Raw genomic sequence first — 23,810 nt, forward strand, 5'->3', positions numbered from 1 at the left:
GGGGGCTTTTACTCCGTCTTTAATGATTTCACCGGATTTACCAATGCTGCTCTGATGGCCTGATAACTGACAGTTAACAAAGCAATCAGTAAAGAAATAATAGCCGACCCGACAAATACCCACCAATGTACTTCTACTTTGTAGGCAAAGTTTTGTAGCCAGTTATTCATTAAAACTATTGCTACTGGTATGGCTATTACTGCTGCTATGATTACCAGTTTTAAAAAATCTTTGTTCAATAAAAGGAAGATAGAAGTAATACTTGCGCCTAATACTTTTCTTACTCCGATTTCTTTCACCCTTTGTTGGGCAGTAAAGGCAGCCAGGCCGAATAATCCCAGACAAGCCAATAGCACAGAGATGAAAGCAAAATTGAGTGACAGAGTTCCCTGTTTTTGTTCTGCTTGGTATTGACGGGCAAAATTCTCATTCAGAAAATTGATTTCAATAGGGTTTATTTTGTCAAACTCACGATACGTTTTTTCAATATGAGCTAATGCTTCTTTAGTTTTTGAAGTATTAATTTTCACATACAGATTATCTTCCATGCTTGCTTGTGGTGGCATAATCAATACTACAGGTTCTACTTTATGTTGTAAAGAATACGTATGAAAATCTTTAAATACACCTATTATTTTTCGTTCGACTGTAGTTTCATTATTAATTTTTACCTGCATTCTTTTGCCTATTGGGTTCGAGAAACCTAATTGTTTCATCAAGGTCTCATTGATAAGTGCTGCATCGGTAATAGCACTTGGCTTATTCTCTGAAAAATTTTCACCCAACTTCATCTTAATATCCATTGTTGGTACAAATGAGGCATTTACCATCAGTTCTTGTACTACAGTAGAATTGGTAGAAATAGAGCCATCTGACTTTTCAAAATAGTAAGGTATTTGACCCAGATTATTATTCCCAATCGGATTGCCCGCAGTTGCTACATTTTCTATCAGAGGGTTTTTCATTAATTGTTCTCTTAAAGCGGCAACTTTCGAGCGTAGATTTCTATCGTCAATGTGGATAGTTAGTACTTGTTGTCTATTGAAACCCAGGTCTTTGCTGGCTGAAAACCTCAATTGCTGATAGATAATCCAAGCTCCGGCAATCAAAACCATAGTCGCTACAAATTGAAATACAACCAATGATTTCCTGAAAATAACGCTTTGATTCAAATTGCCAGAAAGACCCTTTAAGGCCAAAACAATTTTGAATCTCGAAATAAAGAAAGCCGGATAACTGCCACTCAAAAAACCAACAAACAAACTGAAAAGAGCGAAAGTAGCAATTGAATTACCAACACCAAATCTATCTATACTTAAAGATTTATCTGCTAATTGATTGAAAAAAGGAAGCAACGCAGTTATTAAAAAGACTGAAACAATGGAAGCGATGATACTAAGTGTAATTGCTTCAACAATGAACAAACCCATTAAATCGGTTTGAGTAGAGCCTATTGCCTTGCGTACACCTACCTCACGGGTGCGTAAACCTGCTCTGGCAGTAGCCAGATTCATATAGTTGATAATAGCAATAATCAGTATCAAACCTGCCAATGCCATAAATAAATACACACGGCTGATAGAGCTATTGGCGCTTACTTCGTATTGAAGATTAGAATGTAAATGAATATCAAGTAGTGGTTGCAGTTCCATTTTATAAGAAACTACAGGCATTTCTTTTAAAATAGTTTTTTGCGCAAAGGCAGGGAATTTTGCCTCTAATTTGCTTTTATCTACACCATCGCTCAAAAGCAAATAAGTATATAAATTAGAATCTTGCCAGCCTGCTGTAAAGTTAGTCGGCAATGAACGTAAGCCTTCAAATTGTAAATGTGAATTACTTGGGGTATCCTTTATGACACCCGTAACCTTATTGGTTACTGTTTTATCAAATACAACGCTCTGATTCAAAGCTTTCTGCGCATTACCAAATATTTTATTTGCCAACGATTCTGTAATAACAATGGTATTTGGCTCTGAAAGCGCCGTTTTTGGATTGCCTGCTACGAAAGGAAAGGTAAATACCTCAAAAGCATTTCTATCAGCGAAAAGAATATTACCTGCTTTAACAGTCTTATCTCTAAAAGTGATAACTCCCCCACCTTCGGGTGCAATTCTAACGGCCTCTTTTATCTCCGGAAATTCTGTTTTCAATGCCGGAGCAAAGGCTGCTGAGGTAACTGCATGATGTGCTTCTCCCCCTTCCCATTCGGCATGATGCACTAATCGAACTATATGGTCTCCTTTTGCATGAAAACTATCAAAACTTAATTCATCAGCTACATATAAGGCAATCAGGCAAAAGACCGTAAAACCTACAGCCAAGCCCCCGATATTGATGAATGAATAAACCTTGTTTTTAACAAGATTACGAATGGCGATTTTTAAATAGTTTCGTATCATATGACCCCTAACCCCTAAAGGGGGATTTTTTTAAAGTGTAGATAATACTTTGCTCAACTCCCTATTTGCTTACCATTTATGCACATATTAAACTCGTGCGTAAGCAATTCCCCTTTAGGGGTTAGGGGTATTTTACTCACTCCTCAACGATTTCATCGGGTTCATCAAAGCGGCTTTGATTACCTGATAGCCTACTGTTAAAGCGGCAACCACAAACGTTGAAGCAATAGCTAATATAAATACGTCGATTTTGATCTCAATCTTGAACTTAAAATCCTGTAGCCAGCTATTCATTAACCACCAGGCAAGTGGTGCGGCTACTAAAAAAGCAATCATAATCAGGCGGGAAAACTCTTTTCCGAAAATCCAGATAATACTGCCAATGCTGCTGCCTAATACTTTTCTGATACCTATTTCTTTGGTTTTTTGTGTAACCATAAAAGAAACCAGCCCATACAAACCTAAACAACCAATGAAAATAGCAATACCTGAAAAAGCCTGTATCAGTTTAAGCATAATGCTTTCGGTTTCGTAAAACTCAGCAATGCTTTCATCTAAAAACTGGTACTCATAAATCTGGTCAGGGTGTGCTTGTGTCCATATCTTTTCTACCGAAGCAAGCGTTGCCTGAGCATTGGCCATATTCAGTTTGAGTCCGTAACTATCATAATTTTCAGCTAATGTAGTAATACAAACCGGGTTAATTTCTTCATGGAAAGAGCGGTCATGAAAATCTTTCACCACACCTACAATCGGCCCGCTACTATTACCGCCATTCATTGATACATTTTTACCGATAACTTCCTGTGGGGATTTGAGGTTAAGCTTGCGAACAAATGTTTCATTTACCAGACATTCTCTCATACTATCGGCAGGAAAAATATTTCTTCCTGCTACTAATTCGAGGTCAAAGGTTGAAAGATATTGTTCATCTGCTGATTTTACATTTACTCTGAACACCTCGTCTTCGGCACGATTGTCGAATTTTACTGAAGTACTCCAGTTTGAATTTGAAGCAGGTGCTCTGAAAAATAAAGAAGTCTTTTCAACCCCACTTAAAGCCGCAAACTGATTTTTAAGTGTTTTTTGCTTATTCAAATCTGTACCTGAAGCTATCGGAACAGTAACAATGGCATCTTTCTGAAAACCAAGGTCTGACTGTTGCGCGTATTTCATCTGATTGGCAATAATCACCATGCCGATAATCAATACCTGAGAAATAGCAAACTGGGTAATAATAAGTGTACGTCGTGTGTTAAAACCACCTACATTTTGTTGAGATAGTTTTCCTTTAAGAGCGAGAACAGGCTGAAACCCGGCCAATATAAGACCGGGATAAGACCCAGAAAATAAAGTAACTACTACAATTAATGAGACAATGAAAAGCATTAGCTGCCAATCACTGACCAGATTAATACTGATTTGAGAACTGAACCAGGTGTTTACGTATGGCAGAGCCACATAAGCTAATAGAATAGCAACCATAGCCCCAAGAATGCTTATCAGACTTGTTTCAGAGATAAATTGCCAGAAAAGCTGCATTCTTACACTACCCAATACTTTTCTTACACCTACTTCTTTCGAACGTTTTAATGCCTGTGCCGTAGCCAGATTAATGAAATTAACACAAGCAGTAATAATCAGGAATAATCCGATAAATGACAATACCCAGAGATTTTTCTTATCCATAGGGCCGCTATAACGGGCATCGAAGTGCATTTCAGCCAATGGCTGGAATTTATAATGGTGTACGTTTTTGGATGTTGGACGATATTTTTTTACATAAGCAGGCATCACTTTTTCAACCTGTGCAGGCGATATACCCGGACGAAGCAAGACAAAGCATTGCATCGAACTGAAAATACCTCCCCATGAATCATCGCTGGCAGCCCATTCATTATAAGATTTTAAAGTAGGATAAGAAGTATAGATTTCTGTTCTTCTGTCAGTATTGGCAGGCAGGTCTTTTAATATACCTGTAACTTTAAACTCAATGCGGTTATCTAATTTAAAAGTTTTGTTAATCGGATTTTCATCGCCAAAGTATTTTTTAGCAGCTTTTTCAGTCATGATTGCCGTATTAGGTTCGCTCAAGACTGTTTTTTTGTCGCCTTGTAAAAGTGGATAGTTAAAGATTTCAAAAAATTCGGGTTCTGTGAAAGCTACGCCCTCTTCATCTTTAAATTTCTTGATTTCGTTGCCTTGTTTTACTGTAATCAACTGATCGTCGAAAGTACAGATTCGTGCCACTTTTTCACCAAAAGTATAATCATTCCTGAATGCTTTGCCCAGTGGATTAGGTACACTGAAACTATAGCTGATGTTATCTCGGTGTTGCTCTGTAACGATGCGATAAATACGGTCAGAATTGTTGTGGAAATTGTCGAAGCTCAGGTGGTGTTTTACCAATGCGAAAATAAGGATTCCGCAACTCATACTTAAGGCTAACCCCAAAACATTAATTGAAGCATAAACTTTATTTCGTTGCAGATTCCTTATTGCGATTTTTAAATAGTTCTTCAACATAGCTTTTTCATAATTTTGTATTATACATTCTAATTATCTAAAGCCATGCCAAAAACACAAAATATTGATAATCAATATATTACAACCAAACACTAAAATTATTCTGTCCGTTTTCGGACGACTTTCGTACGTTGACGGACAAGGATTTTCATATTGGTTCTCTCTGACATTTATACATCATTTTATGTATTCTGTACAGCGATTTGTGTAGTATAACCGAAATCCGTTTTTCTCTGACACCTTTGATGCCTGTTTTGCACTAAAATTATTAATCAGCTAAAAACTTTCAGCCAATCATGCAATTAAAATCACCAGCTTCCGACTCAGTATTTGATAAAAAATTCTGGGCAATCTGCCTTGTAACAGGGCAGTTTATGGTTATTCTCAGTTCCTTTTTTTGGAAAGATAACGGACGTCATTCAGTCAATGGCTCGGTTATGGTCTTTTTTTCAACCCTCTTTCTGGCAATGGGCATGATAGGTTTATTTGCTATTCTTAAATCTAAAATGCCTGTCTATTCACGTTTGGGGTTTCTATATGCTATGTATGGAATTTTCGGAGGTGTAGGTTTTGCCTTTGAAGGGATTTATTCGGGTACACTCAATATTTCGGATAAAATCGGTTTAGAGGCATTTAAAGCCTTCCCGACACAAATGAATCTTTTGCTCTATTGGAGTGGCCCTGCGTTCCCGCTTTCGCTCCTTATTCTGGGTATAGTCTATATCCGTACTAAAGTAGTAAAATGGTGGGTAGGTGTTTTATTATCTTTAGGAGGAATTACCTTCCCGATAAGCCGGATATTGCGCAACGAATGGCTCGCTCATTTGAATGATATGATTCTATTTATACCTTTATGTATCATTGCTTATCAATTCTGGAACGCTACTGAACAATGAGACCCTACAATTTTTTCAGTAATTCATTCTTTCAGTTTATTATCATTACCCTTATCAATTTCGGATTAGGTGGAGGTTTGTTTCTGTTAGCTACCCTATTAGGTTATGTACCTGATGCAGATATGCCTCTGGGTGCCGCCAACGACTTTATTTTTTATGATAACCTCTTAGAATCATTCATGGCGGTTGTAGTCATCTATTTGTATCGCAGATACACTTTTATCAGCAAACAAAAAACCTTTTTAAATTACCTAATTTTAGGATTTCTGTTGTATTCAGGCAAAGGGTTATTAGTACTTTTGAGTGTTAAGGATATGCCTTTTAATTATACTGTACAAGATTTGTTCTTTAGATTGAATGGTTCTATTATTTTCAGGCTGAATCTGGTCTGGGCAGGGCTATTTGCTTACTATTGGGTTGAAAAAGAAAAAAATCGTGAACAACATTTTTTGTTAAAAGAGTTAGAAGTAACGCAATTAAAAGAACTGAAAACCAAAGCTGATTTAGAGGCTTTACAGGCGAAAATCAACCCTCATTTTCTGTATAATTCTTTAAACTCTATTGCCAATGCCATAGACGATGAGCCGCAGAAAGCCAAACAAATGACACTGCTATTGAGCAGGTTTTTCAGATTTACTACCAATGCACAAAGTCAATATTACTGGACACTGAGCGAGGAAATAGATTTAGTGCGTACCTACTTATCTATTGAAAAAATCAGGTTTGGCAACAGGCTTGATTTCAGACTTCCTGAACTTGGTTCAGAATTGTCCACCTGTCTGATTCCACGCTTTCTGATTCAGCCACTGATTGAAAATGCCATCAAGCATGGAATTTCAAAAATAGCGGAGAAAGGGATAATGGGCATACAGGTAAAGGCTACTCACGATTGGATAGAATTAAAGATTTATGACAATGGAATACCTTTTAGCTCTGGTTTTCAACAAGGGTATGGGTTGCGAAGTGTGAATGAAAAAATAAAATTATTAGGTGGAGAAAACGCTACTTTTGAGTTATATAATGAATCGTCTATGGGTATTGACAATTATCATGATAATCCGGGTAAATATATTCTGATTCGTCTTCCTAAAAAATTATAGAGCCTGTTTAATTATTATCTTTCTGACCGAAAAGGTAAGATTTTTCAGTTAGACAAGATGTATTTTGCAGACGTAGCCGGCAGCTACGGCGAAAAAATACAGCGCAGTATAACTGGAAAAACTGCCTTTGCAGGTCGAATTATAATACTTAAACAGGCTCAAAAAAATGAAAACAGTTATTGTAGAAGATGAAGAATTGGCTATTAAGGGTCTGAAAAATCTTTTATCAGATTATAGTGATTTTTTTGATGTTGTAGCTATAGCCCGCAATGGTGAGGAAGCCGTTGAAATGGTAGAAATACATAAGCCCGACCTTATTTTCTTGGATATTGAAATGCCTGTTTTCAATGGCTTTGAGGTTTTAAAAAGGCTAAGAACCATGCCTTTAGTTGTGTTTACCACTGCCTACGACGCCTTTGCAGTAAAAGCTTTTGAAGAAAACTCGGTAGATTATTTGTTGAAACCCATTGAAAAACAACGTTTTGACCTCACAGTAGAAAGATTGAAACAAAAGAAATCTGACCAACATACATCCATTAATTTTCAGAAATTTAGTTCTATTCTACATGCACTTGAAAACAAAAAAGAAATTCATTCGCTTACAGTTAAATCAGGCGAAAAGCTGCTCTTTATTTCTATTGCCGAAATTGCCTGGTTTTTTGCCGAAGAACGTTATGTTTTTCTGAATACGCTGGATGGTAAACAATACCTGACCAACTATACGATTCAGAATCTTGAAGATATATTGCCCAAAGAGTTTATCAGAGTAAGCCGCTCTGCTATTATTAATTCAAAACATATTTTAGAGGCGCAACGTTTTTTTACAGGTAATTACATGATTATTTTAAAAGACGCTAAAAAATCAAAAATAGAAACAGGCCGGAAATATGTTGATAATTTTGTCAGATTATTTGATTATTAGGTACTTAGCTTTGAAATATTTTTGTTGAGTTTCCAACTATTTTTCAAAGAATAGTATCATAGTAATAATACCTTAAATCTATTTTTTTATGAAAAAACTCATGCTATTATTCAGCTTTATGGCAATCATGTTCTCTTGCGAAAAAGGCCCGGAAGATATGTCGGCCAATGCAGATGATTTACCTGCAAAAGCTAATACAAAAGATGGTGAGAATCCGAATGAGCCTGTATCAAGCAAAGACCCTGATGCCACTTCAAAACCTACTGAATATTATTTTGCAGGGTATCAGGTAAGCAAGACTGTCGGTTCAGAAAAATTGGGCATGAACGTAGCTAAAAAAGCACCTGATAATCTGGCATATCTCAATATCAGTGGCTATAGTTTTGTAAATATGTATGGGGCTACTTATACCCACAACGAAGCCGATGGCTCAATTAAAAACACTGAAGTAATTACTACCGAAATGGCAGGGCCTGCCGAGGCCATGAAAGCGGAAGATGAATTTTACAAAAATCTGAGTAAGGCAACAAAAGTAATATTTGAAGCAAATCAGGTAAAATTATTGGTAGGAAATCCGGCAACTGAAGTATTGATTTTTAAGAAAAGATAAGGTTTAAAACTGAATGATAAAAAAATGGCAAGAGGACATTCCCCTTGCCATTTTTATTTATTGTAATTCGTCAATGTCTTGTAAGCTAATGGAGAATAAACACGACTACAATCCCACTCTACTTGTTCCATTCTCCTTTCTGCTTTTTCCGTGTTCCCTCTATAAAAATTACTCCGTTTTCAAAGACTTCACCGGATTCATTAAGGCTGCCCGAATAGCCTGCCCTCCTACCGTCAGCAATGCAATCATAATTGTAACTACTGCTGTAACAATAAAGATTGATGCCCCGATAGAAATACGGTAAGGATAATTTTTGAGCCATTCCTGTGCGGCATAAAATGCCAATGGGAAAGCAAAAATAAACGATAGGCTTACCAGTTTCAGAAAATCTTTAGAAAGTAACTGAACGATACTACCTACTGATGCACCTAATACCTTGCGGATACCAATTTCTTTGGTACGTTTTTCTGCTGATAAAGTTGCCAGACCAAACAAACCTATGCAGGAAATAAAAATAGTCAACACTGCACCAAACATCATGATTTGCTTCCATTTGGCTTCTGACTCGTATCTTTTCAGGTTCTCGGTCTCTACAAATTTATAGTCATAAGAGTTGATAGGGAACAGTTTTTTGAATGTCTTTTCAATATGTTTTAAACTCGCTACCTCGGTATTTGGCTTGATTTTGATATAAACCATTCCGTATTTATTGGTTGGTTTCATGGTAAAGAGCTGTGGTCCTATCTCCTGATTCAAGGTATTGAAATGATAATCTTTTACAACACCTATCACTTTATATTTTGTATTGTTATCATACCAGAAATTCACTTCTTGCCCGAGAGGATTTTTCCAGCCTGCTTTTTTCACAAATGCCTCGTTAACGAGCACCGACTGTGTAGAATCAGAAGGAAAATCAAGAGAGAAATTCCGACCTTTTAGCACAGGTATGTTTAAAAGCGGAATAAAAGTCGGGTTTACAGTTTCATAAGCAAAATCTATCTGTTTGTCTCCATTCACTCGTGCTATCGTACCCCAGCTTCCTCCATTTTTAGGAGCAACATCCACAATATTCGGGTTTTTCTTCAATTCATCCACAAATAAATGAGACTGGCTGTGTGTCAGTTGCCATTTATCAACCGTAATCAGGTTTTTATCAGTATAACCCAGTTCCTTCGTAGTCAGGTAATCGAATTGCGAGAAAATAGTAAGCGTGGCAATAATCAGAAAAGAAGCTAATCCGAACTGTACCACTACAAGGCTTTTCTGTAAGTAATTTTTTCCCGTCAGGTTGAATCGGCTGTATAAGGTTTTCACCGGGTCATAGCCCGACAACACCAGCGCAGGATAAAACCCAGCTAAAAGACTTGTAATGAAGAAAAGTGCAATATATCCTGTTATTAGTTTGAGGTCAAACAAATAAGAGAACGCCAATGATTTATTAGCCAATTGGTTAAAAGTAGGTAATACAATCTGCAAAATTACAACTGCCAATATAAATGCGATTGAACACAAGACAAATGACTCTCCCAAAAACTGGAAAATCAATTGTTTTCTATCTCCCCCTACTACTTTTCTTACACCAATTTCTTTAGCACGTTTCAGCGAACGAGCTACTGTAAGATTAATAAAATTGATACAGGCAATTAAAAGTATAAAGAGCGCAATGCCGGTCAGAATATAAGAAAAAGTAGGGTTACTGGCATCTGTTAGTCCATTCTGCGCAGTAAACTGTGTGCTCAGGTGCATGTCTGTTAATGGCTGTAATCCATAGCGGGCCTTTTCTTTAATGTCATAATCTTTTGCTACCTTTACAATACTCTCTTTTGCATCAGCTTCATATACTCTTTTCATTTTTGCCTCTGCTGCAATCGCATCAGCATTTGGCTGCAATACAACAAAAGTATTCAGGAAGAAATTGAACCAGTTTTCATTATTCTGATATTCTTCGCTCTTCACAATAAAAGGCAGTAGAAAATCAAATTTTACCGAAGAGTTTTGTGGGGCTTTTTTAGCCACACCCGTAATCAGATAAGGTACTAATTTATCTTCTTCTACAAAATCAATGGTTTTTCCTAATACGTCGGTTGTCTTGAAAAGTTTCTCAGCCATTTCGTCTGAAACCACAATAGATTTAGGTTTTTCAAGTGCCGTAGCCGGATTGCCACTAAGTAGCGGGAATGTAAACACCGAAAAGAAATTGGCATCTGTTTCCAACATGCCATATCCTTTAATTTCGGTACCCTGACGTATATTTCTGAAATCACTTCTTACTCTTAAATAAGACTTAATTTCAGGTACTCCTTCCTTAAATTTAGGACCCTGAAAATAGCCCGTAGTTCCATCTTCCTGCTTCACACTCCCATCAGGATTAATCCATGAGGTTGTAACCCTGTAAATGTTCGGATTATTGATGTGAAAACGGTCATAGCTTACCTCGTCTTTGGTGTAAAGCATAATGAGCATGGCCGCAGCAAGGCCAATGCCCAATCCGGCAATGTTAATAAAACTGTAAACCCTATTCCTGAAAAGGTTTCTTAATGCAATTTTTAAGTAGTTTTTGAACATAAGCCCCTAACCCCTGAAGGGGGACGTTTTAAAAGTTGATTAAGAGCCCCTAGCCCCTAAAGGGGAACTCTTTTAAAGATTTTATAATACTCATGCGTAAGCAACTCACCTTTAAGGTCGGTCCGACGCACGATAAGGGGTAACATTGAAATTCTATTATCCAAAGCCATGCCACAACTACAACACACTCATTATCAATACATTACAACCAATTAACAATAAAATCCTGTCCGAAAACGGACAGGATTTTGTACAGTAACGGACAAGGTCTTTAGATAGAATTCTCTACTCCGTCTTTAAACTCTTAACCGGATTTGCCAAAGCAGCCTTAATTGCCTGATAGCTGATAGTTAATAAAGCTATGATAACAGCCACTATACCTGTAGCGGCAAATATCCACCATTCGATAGATACCCGATAAGCAAAATCTTTCAGCCACGCTGCCATAAAATAATAGGCTATCGGTGCCGCTATGAGTATGGAAATCAGGACTAACTGCAGGAAATCTTTTGATAATAACGCAGTAATACTAAACACCGAGGCCCCTAATACCTTGCGGATACCGATTTCTTTTGTACGTTGTTTGATTGAGAAAGTAGCCAACCCAAACAAGCCCAGACAAGATATAAATACAGCTAAAGCGGCAAAAGTCTTGGTAAGATTGCTGATGAGTTCTTCTCTCTCATAAAAACGGGCTACATCATCTTTGAAATAAGTGTATTCAAAAACATTATCAGGGTATAATTGCTCCCAAATTTTAGCAATATCCTGAACAGTATTAGGATTATATCCTTTTAACTGAATAGCCGCATAACGATACAAAGCACGTGCAGACATAATAACCGTTGGTTCAACACCTGTATAAAGGTCTGTATTGTTAAAATCAGCTACTACTCCTACAATGGTACCTGTTTTGCTTAAATCTCCTACCAATAATTTTTTATTCAGTATCTCTTCCGGTGATTTCAACCCCAGATTTTTTACCATTTTTTCATTCACCATTAGCTCCCGCAAAGTATCAGAGGCTACAGGTTTTCGTCCGGCTACGAGTTTAATCCCATAAGTATCAATATAGGCTTCATCAGCCATTTTAGACCTTGCTACAAACTTTTCCCAGTCCCGGTTTTCGTACTTGATACTCCCTCCACTACCTGTTTTTGAAGAAGGGGCTGTACGGAAAAACGAAACATTTTCAATATTGGCTTGTTGAAGCAGTTGGTTTTTAAAGGTAGTGAGTTTATCAACTTCCGGATTCGGAATGTTCACATGCAGAATCATGTCTTTTCTTAGTCCTAAATCCTTATTTTTCAGATAATTCAACTGTAAAACCACCAATAGAGAAACCGCAATCAGAATACAGGCAATGCTGAATTGTGTTACTACCAAACCCTTTCTTAAGGTAAATCTCTTAGGCAGTTCTGTAATGTTTTTCAGTGCCTTTAACGGGTTAAAATTAGCAATAACCATTGCCGGATAAAACCCTGCAATAAATACAATAGTAATTAGTAACAGCACAAGAAAACCTATCAGTTTAAAATCTGATAAAAGCGTAATACTTAGTGGGGTCTTTAACCATTGGCTCAACATTGGAGCAGCTACGCTGGCTAATACAACTGCTAATACAATCGAAAATACAGCTACAACAGCCGTTTCGCTGATAAATTGCCAGAAAATCTGTCCCTGAGAACTGCCTAAAGTCTTTCTGACACCTACCTCTTTATAACGTTTGAACGATAAGGCTGTAGATAAATTAATGAAATTAATACAGGCGATGATTACCATCAGCACACCAATGACTAATAATAGGTTAATGGTTGATTTTTTAATAGTTCCGCCATAATCAACATTAAAATGAATATCAGACAGGTTTTGCAGGTGATACTTAAATACCTCACTATCTGCTCCGTGGTATTTTTTTGAGAAAGCTGGCATTTGCTTTTCAAAACTCTCTTTCTGGTCTTTCGAACGGAGCATGACAAACGTTTCACGACTGCTTTCAATCCAACCCCAATCTTCATAGCCATAATTTGGCATAAGGGTTTTAATGGTTGGCAGAGAAACAAAAATATCAGTTTTAAAATCGGTATTGGCCGGATAGTCTTTAATGATACCAGCCACTACTACTTCCTGCTGATTTTCTAACTTCATGCTTTTGCCAATCGGATTCTGTATTCCGAAAAACTTTTCGGCATAGCGTTCTGTCAACACCACCTTATTAGGTTCATCTAATACTGCGGGTGTTCCGATTTCCCATGTAAAATCAAATATTCTGAAATAATCGGCATTGGTAAAAGCCGCTGATTCTTTTTCCAGGTATTTACGAACGCTCCTTTTATCAGTTACGGCAATAGTTAAAGGTCTATGTGCCAGATAAGAGGTTTGCTCAATAGCAGGATACTCTTTTTTGAGTGTACTATGCAATATATAAGCACTGCCTTTCGAGCGTTCAATCTGTCCATCACCTAAGTGCAAATCAACAACCGCCCGGTAGATTCTATCAGCATTTTTATGATAGGTATCCACGCTTAAATGGTATTTCACTAACTGAAAAACCAATATCCCTCCGGCCATACCCAAGGCAAGTCCGGCTATATTCAGAAAAGTAAAGAGTTTGTTTCTGTTTAAAACTCTGAGAGTAAATTTAAGCTTCATGATTTTTGCATGGGGCAGAGGGCATGGAGCGGGGGGCAGTATCCCTCTGCCCTATGCCCCTTGCCTCCCTGCTATTCTGTTTTTAATGATTTTACCGGATTAACTAAGGCTGCTTTGATAGCCTGCGAACTTACTGTTAATAGCGCTACCAGTACTGCAATAAAGCCTGTTACCGCAAATACCCACCATTCAATCGTAACCTGATAAGCAAAATCTTTCAGCCATTGCGACATAAAATACCAGGCTATCGGGCTTGCAATCAGTACTGAGATAAGAATTAACTTTAAAAAGTCCTTTGATATTAAGGTAGTAATACCTGCCACCGAAGCGCCCAATACCTTGCGGATACCGATTTCTTTGGTGCGTTGCTCGGCTGTGTAGGCGGCTAAACCAAATAGCCCCAGACAGGCAATCAGAATAGCCAGACCTGAAAATACCAAAACGACATTAGCTGTCTGGGTTTCAGCACGGTAAAGGGTGCCTAAGAACTGGTCAAGAAACAGATATTCAAAGGCAGATGACGGAACACTCTTTTTAAAAGTGGCTTCCAGTTGGTTCATGGTCTGCGCCAGATTACTGGTATTTACCTTTACAAGCAGATAAGGTCTCGACTCGGTATCGTTATTATGAAATACGTACGAACCGATAGGTTGATGAAAAGATTCATAATGAAAGTCTCTTACAACCCCTACAATCTCAGCCTTACGATTCCAGAATAAATCATCTGAAAACTTGCCGATGGCTTCCTGTGGTGTTTTATAGCCTAATAATTTTATGGTGGTTTCGTTCACTACCATCTGCACAGTAGTATCTTTTTCACTTTTTATCAAGGGTAAGGTTTTTCCAGCCAAAAATTTCAGGTCTAAAACTCTGGCAAAATCTCCTGTTACCCGATTGGTACGAACAAAGAACGATTCTTTCGGATTATCAGCCTTGCTCATTGAACGACCGCTTCCGCCAAATCCTAAATAGGCTTGTACACGTGAGGTTTCTACCACATTGCTTAGTGCTTTAAAATTATTTATTAAGCCATCTATCTGTTCTTTGTTTTCGGCACCTGAGGTCATTACGGCTAATACCTGCTCGGGATTATAGCCTAATTTTTTATTCTGTATAAATTTTAACTGCTGAAAGAATATAAAGGTGCAGATAATGAGAATGATAGATGCGCCAAATTGCACAATAACCAACGACTGACGGAAAAATCCGGCTCCGGTCTTTTTGGTAATAACCGTTTGCAAAAGGTTTTTGGGAGCAAAAGAAGACAGATAAAATGCAGGATATAAACCTGAAATGAATGTAACAAAAGTAAAAATAAGCAATAGCCCAAAGCTTACTTCAGGGGTAAATACATGAGCAACAGATAAGTTTTTATCAGTTACCTGATTAAAGAAAGGCAATGCTAATATTAAAAAACTCAAACCTAACAATAATGCCAGAAATACCGTAAGTGCGGTTTCGGTATAAAAACGACCGATTAGCTGACGATTGGTAGCACCGATAGTCTTGTTAATACCTACCTCTTTGAAACGCTTTTGCGACCGTGCTGTTGCCAGATTCATATAATTGATACAGGCAATTACCATAACCACCAAAGCCAGAATCAACAATATTTTTACCTGTTTGGCATCGCCTATACGAGTGGTATTTGAATTAACAATATCAGCCGAATTCAAATGTATATCTACCAATGGTTGTAACCAGAGAGAAAACCAACGGTCTTCCTTATTCGGAATATTTTTTTCAAGAATCGTAGCCATTTGTTTATCTACCTTCTGCTGATTGGCATTAGGTGTCAGCAACAGATAAGTTTCAAAGCTCGAATTACTCCACACCAGATTTTTAGAGGCCCATTCTACACTATTGAATGACCCCATCAACTCGGCATCTAAAGTGAAATTATGAGGCAGGTCTTCATAAACCCCTGTTACTTCTAACGAATATTTACTACCTACTTTTAATACTTTTCCTATCGGGTTGTCTTTTCCAAAATACTTTTGGGCAGTCGCTTGACTTAGTACTACTTTATTAGGGTCTTGCAAAGCCACTTTTGGGTTCCCTTGTAAGAGTTTTATATCAAAAATCTCGAAGATAGTACCATCTACCCAATACAGTTTTTTCTCAGCAAACTTCTTTTCTCCTGAATTCACAAAGGCTGTTTGTCCATAGTCATTCAAGAGTATTCTGGTTTGTTGCACAACCTCCGGAATCTCGTTTTTCATGGTGGGTCCTACTACATTGGGTGCATTAGCCCAGTTCTGACTTTTACCATCAAAAGTAGCCGTTACTCCTACTCTATAAATGTTATGAGCCTTTGAGTGGTACTTATCAAAAGATAATTCATCTTTTACGTAGAGCATCAACAATAGAGATACTGCCAGGCCTAAAGCAAGACCTAACAGATTCAAGGCAGTGAAGAGTTTGCTTTTCAATAAGCTCCTCCAAGCGATTTTGAGATAGTTGCGAATCATAAGCCCCTAACCCCTAAAGGGGGATTTTGTTTAATGGTTATAAAAAATTTACCCCTATAGGGAAAGTCTATTAAACTTTATAGTTTTTTGCCTTAGCTCCCCTTTAGGGGCAGGGCGGACGCCGTGCGGGGCTTTTACTCCGACTTTAATGACTTAACCGGATTTACCAGTGCAGCTGCAATAGCCTGATAGCTGACTGTTACTACGGCAATCAAGACAGCTAATAGCCCTGCTAAAGGGAAAATCCACCATTCAATATCAATACGATATGCAAAATCGGTCAGCCAGCTACTCATGGCATACCAGGCAATAGGCGAGGCAATGAGAATAGATATGAATACCAGTTTAATGAAATCTTTTGAAAGCAAAGTAGTAATACTCCCTACAGATGCCCCTAATACTTTGCGCACACCTATTTCTTTGCGGCGTTGCTCTGCCATAAATGCGGCTAAAGCAAATAAACCTAAGCAGGAAATAAAGATAGAAATACCTGCAAAAATCATGAATAAAGACCGTTGCTTTTGCTCGGCCTGATATTGGTTATTGAAACGCTCGTCTAAGAACTGATAGCTGAACGGGGTATTAGGCATATATACTTTAAAGGTTTTTTCTATATTGGCAATGGTATTCTGAAAATCTCCGGCAGCCATATTGATTGAAAGCCAGCTACGCCAGCCTTTATTAATAAACATCACCATCGGAACGATTTTCTGATGTAAAGACTCAAAATGGAAATCTTTTACCACTCCTATTACCTTGCCTTTTGTACCACCATACTCAAAAATCTCATCAATAGCATCGGCATTACTTTTCCAACCGATTGATTTCACAGCTGCCTCGTTCAGAATATAGCCTGTTGAATCATCTGATTTAAATGCCCTCGAAAAATCTCTGCCAGCTGCCAATTTTATCTCATAAGTAGATAAATAATCGTGGTCAACCGAAAGGGCTTTTATTTCAGTACTGGTAGGAGCCAGAGAATCACCTTTGGCTACCTTTGCCCCTTGCGAATCAAGCAAGCGGCCGGTAGGTGTTCTTGAAGAATGGCTTACATTTTTTACGCCTGACTGACGCTTCAGTTCTTGTTTAAAACTCTCAAAATCAACCGAGCTATCATTTCCTACACGCATTACAATTACCTGGTTCTTTTGGTATCCGGCATCTTGCGTAAGCATAAAACTCAATTGCTTATAAATAATAGCAGTACTGATAATCAGAATACAGGCAATTGAAAACTGCATAACTACTAAAACCTGACGCAGACGACCATTTTTCATGGCATTCTTTATTTTTCCTTTCAATACTTCAACCGGTTGAAAAGCCGTCAGGAAAAATGCCGGATAACTACCTGCTAAAACTCCGGTAAAGAAAATGATACCTATGATTAACAAAATGATTTTATAGTCTAATAAATTAGTGAAAGTTAATGACTTACTGGTAAAGTCATTCAAGACAGGAATCAATAATACGGTAGCTATCAAAGCAATAGCTAAGGCAAAAACGGTAAGCAATAACGATTCGCTTAAGAATTGGCCTATCAGTTGTGAGCGTACTGCGCCTACCACTTTGCGCAAGCCCACTTCTTTAGCTCTACCTGCCGAGCGAGCCGTTGCCAGGTTCATATAATTGATACAGGCTATTAACAAAATAAAGAAAGCGATGGCAGAAAAAGTATAAACATACTTAATGTTTCCGTTAGTCTCATGCTCTGAATCCAGGTGTGAGTAAAGGTGAATATCTGTTAATTTCTGAAAAGTTAAATCAGAATACTGAGAGCCTTTTCTGCCATCGTACGCAGGTAAATGGGTATCAAGAAATGACTTCATCCGGCTTTCTATTCTTGACATATCATACCCCTTGGGCATCAGAAAATAAGTAGAGAAGTTGTTGCCACCCCAGTCTCTGTTCATTTCGTCTTTGCCATAAATTCTATTGTCATTCAGCGTACTCATAGACATCAGAAAATCGGCATGAAAATGCGACTGTGTTGGCAATGGCTCAAATACACCTGAAACCCTTAATTCATACTTGCTATCTATTTTCAGTAGCTTGCCAATAGGGTCCTGATTACCAAAATATTTCTCGGCCATAGGTTTAGATATGGCAACCGTAAATGGCTCGGCCAAAGCTTTGTCAGGATTGCCCTGAAGCACATTAAAAGAAAATACCTTAAACAGATTTGCTTCAGCAAAGTACATTCTTTGTTCCTGATATTTTTTTTCAGGATTTTCCGGGCGGTTTACTACTGACTGCGCACCAAACAATCGGGTGATTTGCTCCGCCTCCGTAAAATCGCTTTGAAAATACTGCATAAAAGCCGGTGCTATATGCCCTAAATGCAGGCTCACGGTTCCATCATTTGACTTAAAAATACGGGTAACACGATAAATGCGGTCAGCATTTTTATTGAATCGGTCGTAACTCAATTCATCTTTCACATACAGCCCAATCAACAAGAAGCAGGTAATGCCAATGGCCAACCCGGCAATGTTGATAAAAGTGAAACCCTTTTGTTTCCTCAGGTTTCTAAAAGCGATTTTTAAATAGTTCCTTATCATAATACACCCCTAACCCCTAAAGGGGGACTCGTTTAAAAAGTTATAGAAAATTACACCCCTAACCGCGCGACGGTCGCCCCTAAAGGGGGACTTAAAAAATTAATTAGTACTCATGCGTAAGCAACTCCCCTTTAGGGGTCGGGGGGTTTATTCGCTTTTTAGGCTCTTCACCGGGTTCAGCCTTGCTGCTTTCAGTGTCTGGAGGCCTACCAGTAAGACAACCATTACTACAAAAGCGAGTCCTACCCAGACAAATAGACCCCAGGTTAAATCAATGCGATAAGCATAATTCTGCAACCAGCTTTTCATGCTTAATGCCGCTAACGGAAAAGCAATGACTATAGCTAATGCTACCACAATCAGAAATTCTTTAAGAAACAGAAAAACAATGCTGATACCCGAAGCACCTAATACTTTCCGGATACCGATTTCTTTGGTTCTTCTCACAACGCTTAATGATACCATGCCTAAGATACCTAATAAGACAATGATAATGGCAAGGGTGGTGGCTACCTCGGCCGCTTTCTGCAATTGTATTTCTGACTGATATACTTTCTGCAAGGTCTCATCCATGAAAGTATATTCAAAAGGCGCATCAGGCAGGAGTTGCTTCCATTTCTTTTCTATATTTGCCATACTTTCACGTAGATTACCCGGATTCATCCTGAATGACAGGTAACGGTAGAATGTATTATCTCTTAACTGCATAAAAGCAATAGGTTCAATGGCTTTATGCATAGATTCAAAGTGGAAGTCTTTGGTTGCACCAACAATAGTAAAAGGTTGTGGTAAATTATGCAGTCTTATCTGCTGACCCATGGCATCCTGAACATTTTTAAAACCTAAAGCCTTGATAGCGGCCTCATTAAGCACCATTCTATCAGCCTGAAATGTACCCCGGTCTGCATGGAAATACTGCCCTGCCGCCATAGGTATCTGATAGGTTTTTGCAAATTTTTCATCAGTTACCAGCGTAGGTGCATAAAAAGCCTTAGTAGAATCCTGCCCTGCTTTGTAAATAGCACTGCTGAATCCTGTAGCCCCGTCAGGTATCTCCCAAGAAATACTCCCCTGTTTTATTTCTTTTAATTTGGCTATTTCGTTTCGCACGGTTTCCATCTTTTCTACTCCCCTGAGCGACCAGTCACGTGGTACCCTGAGTGAGAAAACAGCCTCCTTATTATAGCCTAAATCTTTATTAAAAAAGTAACTCACCTGCCTTGAAATGACAGTAGCCCCACCAAAAACAAACAAGGCTACCGTAAATTGAGAAGCCAACAGCACTCTTCTGAACATAACATTCTCTTTTACCGATTTGAGCTTTCCTTTCATGGAGTCAACCGATGGCAGGTTTGCCAGAATCAAAGAAGGATAAAGTCCACTTAATACGCCGATGAAAAGACTCAAGGCAATGGCTGCCAAATAAAAATAAGGCGAAGCACTGAATAAAGATACAATATCTTTCTGAAGCATCTGAGCAAAATAAGGTCTGAATAGTTGATAAAATAGCAAGGAAACTAACAAGCTAAACAGACTGATAATGACAGACTCGGTTAAGAACTGACGCAGTACCTGACCTTTCAGGCTTCCTAACACTTTTCTTACGCCTATCTCTTTCAAGCGTGAAGAAGAATTACCTATAGAGATATTTACAAAGTTCACTACGGCCATCAGCAGAATAAACAGAGCTACTATTCCCAATGTCAGAATTGTTTTCTTTACCAGCCCATTGGCTAAATCAAGGTGTAGCTCTTTCAGAGGCTTCAGGTATGGGTGTAGATTTGAACTGATTTCATTAGATGCATTGGTGGCAATCAGTTGCTTCATGGGTTTATCCAGGTCTTCTTTCCGGACGCCCTTTTTTAATTCCAAATAAGTAACTATGTAGGCGTTGTTCCATAAATCATAGCCATTACGACCCATGAATGCGGCGTTACTGAAAGATATTAACACCGGAAGTTTATTTGCCTGTGTAACAAGGTTAGTAACAGAATTGAAAGGTATATCGTCTAATACTCCCGTAACCATAAAATCCCGTTTTTCACCCGAAAATGATTCTATTCTTAAAGTTTGGCCCACCACATCGGTTTTACCAAAATACTTAATAGCATGGGCTTTTGAAATAACCATCGTATTCGGCTCATTCAAGGCTGTTTTAGGATCGCCTTGTAAAAGAGGAAATCCATACATGGTCAGCATGGTTGAGTCTGTCAGTTGAATATCTTCTCTGAAAACCTTATCACCTTTTGAAACAATAGTGGTAACAGCATCAAACCTATGGTAGTTTTCAACCAAAGCCGGGTAATTCTCTTTCAAGGCTTTTCCTATGGGTCCTAAAGAGGTAATCTCACCGCCCATATTCTCTTTATCCCATTTGCTTTGAATCATATACTGATTTTCCAGGTTGCGTAGTTCACTATTCACCTTAATTTCACCCCAAATAAAGCTACCAATCAACAAAGCAAAGGTAATTCCGACTGATAAGCCGAAAACCGTAACCGAGGTATAAAACTTACGTTTCATGAGGTTACGCCAGGAAATTTTCAGATAGTTTTTTAACATAATTTTGAAATTTTGATGATTAAAATCTGAAGTTACAGCCTCCATTAATCATTCTCATTTCATTTAAGTTATTTTAACATTCCCTACTCTACTTTTAAACTTTCTACCGGGTTGCTCAAAGCCGCCTGATAAGTCTTGAAACCAATGGTAAATAAGGCAATCAGAAAAATTATACCGAAACTACCTATCAATAATCCGGCGTTTATTCCTGGGTTAAAAGTAAAAATATTTAATACTAATACACTGCTTAGATAACTAATCGGAAAGGCAATCAAGGCGGCAATCAGTAAGAGTTTTAAAAAACTCCATGAAAGCAAACGTATTACTTCTGAAGCACTGGCACCTAATACTTTACGAATGCCTATTTCCTTAATTCGTTTCTCGGTACTATAAGTAACCATGCCCAATAAACCCATAATGGCTATCACAAACCCAACTAAAATAGTAATGCCAGAAAATTGCATATCTTCACCCGGAAAATAGCGTTCGTAGAGCTCCTGTGCATACCATGAATAGACCATCGCCTCATAAGGATGATAACGTTTCCAGATTTTCTCAACAGAGGCTAATAGGGTTGTTTCATCAGCCGCATCGGCTATTTTTACAGAGAGTATATGAAACTGCTGAGGATTGTATTGAAAAACAGCCGGAGTTACGGCAAACTCGTAGTTAGCAAAACAGAAATCTTTTAATATTCCTGCTACTGTAACTTCGGTTTCATTATTCAACAAAACCATTTTTCCGATAGCTTCCTGTGGCGTACCTAAATGGAGCGTTTTAACTGCTTTTTCGTTGAGTAACACAAACCTACCTGTTGAGTCCGAGGCTGCATCGGGTAAGTTACTGCCTGCTAACAGGGTGAGTTTCATATTATCAATAAATGACTTATCTACCGAAAAATGATGCGCTGCCGAATTTTCATCTGTGCGTTTGGCTTTAATAGCATACTGGCTTGTTCCGCTGCCAAAAGTAGCCGAAGTGAGACCAATAGTCTGTACACCTGATAGATGCGAAAGCTCGTTTTTAAGTAATTGATAATCATTACCTGCTAAGGTAATATTCAGAATATTTTTACGGTTAAAATTTTCATTTTCAGTAGCCATGTATTCAAACTGGCTATACATGGTTACGTTCAATGCCATGTAGATAAGTGTTACTACAAACTGAATCACTATCAGGCTTTTGCGCAAACTGAGTTTTCCGAAAGTACCCGGGCCTAACTCTCCTTTCAGTACCTTGGCAGGCTGAAAACCCGATAAAATACGGGCAGGGAATACTCCTGCAATAATACCTGTCAGTAAAGTAAATCCTCCAAAAACACCCCACATCAACAGTTTATCATCAACCTCCCACACAATCCATGAAAGATGAATATATTGTTTGATTGTAACAAAACTTCCATAGGCTATCAGCAGCGCAAAAAATGCCAGTACAATAGCTTCTATCAGAAACTGACTGACCAATTGCCCCCGCACAGCACCGGATACTTTTCTGACACCCACCTCTCTTGCCCTGCTTAATGAACGGGCTAAAGTAAGATTGGTATAATTGAAACCTGCCAGAATAATAATAACCAAAGACATCAGAAAATTGACTGATAAACTAAACACGTCATCTACGTAAGCATTTTTCTCTAATCTTTCAAAATCGGGAGAAATATCTTTCAAGGCTTGGCGACGATAGGCATGAGTCGTTTTACCAAAATCGGTCTCTTTTTTATTGTCTTTGGCTACGGTGGCTAAAGCACGGTCAAGCGTAGCGGAGGTAATACTTTTGTTGACTAATATAAAAGTGTAGGTATCAAATTTTGACCAGTCTTTAAGGTCTGGCTTATCTTTATTCAGGTTGGCGAAAGTTGCCATTGATACCATCAGGTCGCTTCTGAAATGTGTTCCCCTGTACTTATAGGGTTTTAAAACGCCTGTAATGGTAAAAACGCCAAAATCAGGATGAGTAATGGTTTTACCAACCGGATTTGTTGTACCAAAAAACTTCACAGCGGTTTCATGATTTAGTACAACCGTATTAGGTGCCACAGGATAAGAACCTTTTTCTAAAGGGAAACCAAAAATATCAAAGAAAGAAGGGTCAACATAAATCCCGTTGACCCGTATGTTCTTGATACGGTTATTCATTTCGCCCGAAAAAAAACGAATCACCCTTGCCGATTTCTCAACAAATCCATAATCGTTTTTCAGCTTTTCTGCCAGCAAAAAAGGAGAAGTAGCATAAGAGAGTTCTTTCCCTTTTTCGTTTTTAAAATCTGTCAGAATCCGGTAAGTTCTTTCAGGATATGGATGAAAATTATCAAATTCAAACACATTCTGAATCTGCATTAATCCTATCAGCCCGAAGGTCATGGCAAGACCTAATCCAACAATATTGATGAACGAAAAAAGCTTATTTTTCCAAAGGCTTCTAAAGGCTATTTTAAAGTAGTTGCGTAACATAAACTCCTAAAGGGGGACTTGTTATGGTTATAGAAAATATTTCTCTCAATTCCCTATTTAGCTGCTTTGTATTGCACTTAAATTCAGGCATAAGCA

At 38.2% G+C, this 23,810-nt stretch carries 12 protein-coding genes; 4 read left to right on the top strand and 8 right to left on the bottom strand.

Features of this window, described 5'->3' with window-relative positions:
• Positions 1-8 precede the first annotated feature (8 nt).
• Entirely contained in the window at positions 9-2,402 is a 2,394-nt protein-coding gene (locus tag EWM59_RS00215; RefSeq protein ID WP_130018903.1) for an ABC transporter permease, read from the bottom strand.
• Between the two features lie 132 nt (positions 2,403-2,534).
• On the bottom strand, positions 2,535-4,928 hold the full coding sequence (locus EWM59_RS00220; RefSeq protein ID WP_130018904.1) for an ABC transporter permease: 2,394 nt from the start codon (positions 4,926-4,928) through the stop codon (positions 2,535-2,537).
• A gap of 296 nt (positions 4,929-5,224) precedes the next feature.
• Here EWM59_RS00220 and EWM59_RS00225 point away from each other — a divergent pair, with 296 nt between their 5' ends.
• The 4 genes from EWM59_RS00225 to EWM59_RS00240 all read left to right on the top strand — a co-directional run bounded on the left by EWM59_RS00225 (position 5,225) and on the right by EWM59_RS00240 (position 8,456).
• Positions 5,225-5,824: a hypothetical protein gene (locus EWM59_RS00225; protein ID WP_130018905.1), complete on the top strand. Its 600-nt coding sequence runs from the start codon at positions 5,225-5,227 to the stop codon at positions 5,822-5,824.
• Positions 5,821-6,924, top strand: coding sequence for a sensor histidine kinase (locus EWM59_RS00230; protein WP_130018906.1), 1,104 nt, complete (start codon positions 5,821-5,823; stop codon positions 6,922-6,924). The genes EWM59_RS00225 and EWM59_RS00230 overlap by 4 nt, the downstream gene beginning before the upstream one ends.
• Before the next feature lie 166 nt (positions 6,925-7,090).
• Complete coding sequence (locus tag EWM59_RS00235) at positions 7,091-7,846, top strand: LytR/AlgR family response regulator transcription factor (protein WP_130018907.1); 756 nt, start codon at positions 7,091-7,093, stop codon at positions 7,844-7,846.
• Positions 7,847-7,934: 88 nt separating this feature from the next.
• Positions 7,935-8,456: an META domain-containing protein gene (locus tag EWM59_RS00240; protein WP_130018908.1), complete on the top strand. Its 522-nt coding sequence runs from the start codon at positions 7,935-7,937 to the stop codon at positions 8,454-8,456.
• A 168-nt stretch (positions 8,457-8,624) separates the two neighbouring features.
• Here the strand turns inward: EWM59_RS00240 and EWM59_RS00245 are convergent, their stop codons facing one another.
• The 6 genes from EWM59_RS00245 to EWM59_RS00270 all read right to left on the bottom strand — a co-directional run bounded on the left by EWM59_RS00245 (position 8,625) and on the right by EWM59_RS00270 (position 23,714).
• On the bottom strand, positions 8,625-11,021 hold the full coding sequence (locus tag EWM59_RS00245) for an ABC transporter permease (protein ID WP_130018910.1): 2,397 nt from the start codon (positions 11,019-11,021) through the stop codon (positions 8,625-8,627).
• A 285-nt stretch (positions 11,022-11,306) separates the two neighbouring features.
• Complete coding sequence (locus tag EWM59_RS00250) at positions 11,307-13,673, bottom strand: ABC transporter permease (protein WP_130018911.1); 2,367 nt, start codon at positions 13,671-13,673, stop codon at positions 11,307-11,309.
• A 71-nt stretch (positions 13,674-13,744) separates the two neighbouring features.
• Positions 13,745-16,105, bottom strand: coding sequence for an ABC transporter permease (locus tag EWM59_RS00255; protein WP_229239242.1), 2,361 nt, complete (start codon positions 16,103-16,105; stop codon positions 13,745-13,747).
• A 173-nt stretch (positions 16,106-16,278) separates the two neighbouring features.
• Positions 16,279-18,702, bottom strand: a complete 2,424-nt coding sequence (locus tag EWM59_RS00260) for an ABC transporter permease (RefSeq protein WP_130018914.1) — start codon at positions 18,700-18,702, stop codon at positions 16,279-16,281.
• Positions 18,703-18,849: 147 nt separating this feature from the next.
• On the bottom strand, positions 18,850-21,264 hold the full coding sequence (locus EWM59_RS00265; RefSeq protein WP_130018916.1) for an ABC transporter permease: 2,415 nt from the start codon (positions 21,262-21,264) through the stop codon (positions 18,850-18,852).
• 83 nt (positions 21,265-21,347) lie between these two features.
• Positions 21,348-23,714 (bottom strand): ABC transporter permease, encoded by a 2,367-nt coding sequence (locus EWM59_RS00270; protein ID WP_130018917.1) that lies wholly within the window; start codon positions 23,712-23,714, stop codon positions 21,348-21,350.
• Positions 23,715-23,810 lie beyond the last annotated feature (96 nt).

This window comes from Emticicia agri, from assembly GCF_004168285.1.
GTDB classification, from domain to species: Bacteria; Bacteroidota; Bacteroidia; order Cytophagales; family Spirosomataceae; genus Emticicia; species Emticicia agri.

What these genes read in the sequence shown, in the direction of transcription:
- EWM59_RS00230 (WP_130018906.1), top strand. Translation starts at nt 5,821, where the DNA reads ATGAGACCCTACAATTTTTTCAGTAATTCATTCTTTCAGTTTATTATC.
- EWM59_RS00220 (WP_130018904.1), bottom strand. Translation starts at nt 4,928, where the DNA reads ATGTTGAAGAACTATTTAAAAATCGCAATAAGGAATCTGCAACGAAAT.
- EWM59_RS00245 (WP_130018910.1), bottom strand. Translation starts at nt 11,021, where the DNA reads ATGTTCAAAAACTACTTAAAAATTGCATTAAGAAACCTTTTCAGGAAT.
- EWM59_RS00215 (WP_130018903.1), bottom strand. Translation starts at nt 2,402, where the DNA reads ATGATACGAAACTATTTAAAAATCGCCATTCGTAATCTTGTTAAAAAC.
- EWM59_RS00225 (WP_130018905.1), top strand. Translation starts at nt 5,225, where the DNA reads ATGCAATTAAAATCACCAGCTTCCGACTCAGTATTTGATAAAAAATTC.
- EWM59_RS00250 (WP_130018911.1), bottom strand. Translation starts at nt 13,673, where the DNA reads ATGAAGCTTAAATTTACTCTCAGAGTTTTAAACAGAAACAAACTCTTT.
- EWM59_RS00235 (WP_130018907.1), top strand. Translation starts at nt 7,091, where the DNA reads ATGAAAACAGTTATTGTAGAAGATGAAGAATTGGCTATTAAGGGTCTG.
- EWM59_RS00260 (WP_130018914.1), bottom strand. Translation starts at nt 18,702, where the DNA reads ATGATAAGGAACTATTTAAAAATCGCTTTTAGAAACCTGAGGAAACAA.
- EWM59_RS00270 (WP_130018917.1), bottom strand. Translation starts at nt 23,714, where the DNA reads ATGTTACGCAACTACTTTAAAATAGCCTTTAGAAGCCTTTGGAAAAAT.
- EWM59_RS00265 (WP_130018916.1), bottom strand. Translation starts at nt 21,264, where the DNA reads ATGTTAAAAAACTATCTGAAAATTTCCTGGCGTAACCTCATGAAACGT.
- EWM59_RS00240 (WP_130018908.1), top strand. Translation starts at nt 7,935, where the DNA reads ATGAAAAAACTCATGCTATTATTCAGCTTTATGGCAATCATGTTCTCT.